The following is a 1790-nucleotide window of genomic DNA, read 5'->3' as shown; positions in this document are numbered from 1 at the left end:
TCATTTTATATTACTCCTTTAATATCAATATTTTTAACCACCACCTCGGTGCCCAGCATTTTTTCCGCTTAGCCGCAAAATCGCTTTTTTTATGGCTAAACGACGTTGACTCCTTGAGTCAGCTTGCTTTTAATCACCTAATACTATTTTTTATCACTCCCACCCCCGCCCTAAGGATTAAGGGCGAAGGAATAAGAACTAAGGATGGGAGCAAAGTCCGTAGAGGTCGAAGGAGGTGTTTTGCGAACGCACGTAACCGTCGTATGTGTACACGATAAACTGGCGACTACCATTCGGGTCACTAGTCCAGTAACCACTGAGGGTGAAGACAACGCCTGAATAATCGATCATTTTGCCCCACTCCGCAACAAAGCCAGAACCTATATGACGCATGTAAAGATTATTAGGAGAAGAAGGGGTGGCGCCGACTGAACCCTGACAGTGAGCGCCTGAAAGGGTACCAGAACAAGATGCGTTGGTTAAATCCTTTACGCTAGGCATTCGATAACCAATACGATTACACCAAGATAATGTATTAGGATAATTTTTCTTCACAGAACCAGTGTTCACGAACCACTGCTTCAAAGTAAAACCATATTTAACGACAGGAGCACCATTAGTATCACGACCGACCAACTCGAAGGTCTGAGGCAAAGAAATAGTGGAAAGAGGACCAGGATTGGCTGAACTAATCTGGGATGGAGTAGCGTAAGGACCAGTTAAAGTAACGCGTACGCTTGTAGCAGTAGGATTAGACATAGTAGCAGTGATACCTCCATGAGAAACTGGAGACCAAGACAATGGCTGACTTACACCACCAATGAGTAAATCAAAGTACAATCCATTACCGCCAGTTGTAGGAAAGTTTCTACCGTAAAGTGACGGAGAAGTTGACTGAGGGATAAAACCATTAGCTGGGTCCCACATTGAAGCAGGACCGCGGAAATCGTGAGATGGTGCCCAAGACGCTTCACCAAGCTTACCAAACATTAAATTAGGCCTAGCAAAACAAACCACCGGCGCAGCCTTAGGATTGACGTAATAAGTCACATCACTAGCACTGAAAGTACTACGATTAGGAAATCCGTAACGCGTTGATAATGTACCGTCAGTACTAGATAACTTAATCCTATAAGGTGCCTTACAAATCTCTGGCACGGTACTACGTGATACCGTTTGACCACTTTTATCGACGATAGATAAACTTAAACGACCAGTAGCAGTAACGCCAGAATCACCATCATCATCACCCCAATAATTATTAGGAGGACCGATAAGTGTACTCAAAGCGACTGAATCAGTATCAGTAGGAACGAACATACGAATATCAGCAAAACTCTGACCCTCAACCGGCAAGGAGATTGGTGCTGAAGAAGATGAAGTATTGGTTGAAGGTGTATATTTAATTCCGTTAGATAGCGTAATCCCAAGCAGACCGTTAGTATCAACCGCACGAGTACGACCACCGTCGAAAGTCAGATACGGTGCACTACCCTGTATCGCATTCCTAGTTGTCTGTGATGTCAATGCGTGACCCGAAAAAGGAAGAAAAAAAGCCACGAAAAAAACAATCTGCCGGGATAATTGGGAAAAGGATCGAAAACCGTATCTGAAAGAGGATCCGGAAAACGATCGGAAAAAAGATCGAGAAGAGGATCGCGGGAGCGATCGCGCGATAATTCGCAGAATTTCACTTGATTGAGTAGAAAAATAAGTTTCAGTGAAAAATTTAAACTGGGTGCTGGACTTAGACGAATTTAAAAGATAGGTTGGCCAGGTTGCCTGTTGCC

Annotated in this window: 1 protein-coding gene; it reads right to left on the bottom strand. The window is 43.9% G+C overall.

Annotation, left to right across the window (positions count from 1 at the left end; genetic code table 11):
- Nucleotides 1-198: 198 nt before the first annotated feature.
- Nucleotides 199-1560 carry a hypothetical protein gene (locus J3U16_RS11820; protein WP_267343174.1) on the bottom strand — a complete coding sequence of 454 codons (1362 nt, stop codon included), beginning with the start codon at nt 1558-1560 and terminating at the stop codon, nt 199-201.
- Between the last annotated feature and the right edge of the window lie 230 nt (nt 1561-1790).

Origin of the sequence: Gilliamella sp. B3023 (assembly GCF_026536845.1) — a bacterium.
Lineage (GTDB): Bacteria > Pseudomonadota > Gammaproteobacteria > Enterobacterales > Orbaceae > Gilliamella > Gilliamella apicola_E.
Note: the sequence above shows the minus strand (reverse complement) of the source record. Positions and strands in the feature narration are given on the sequence as shown.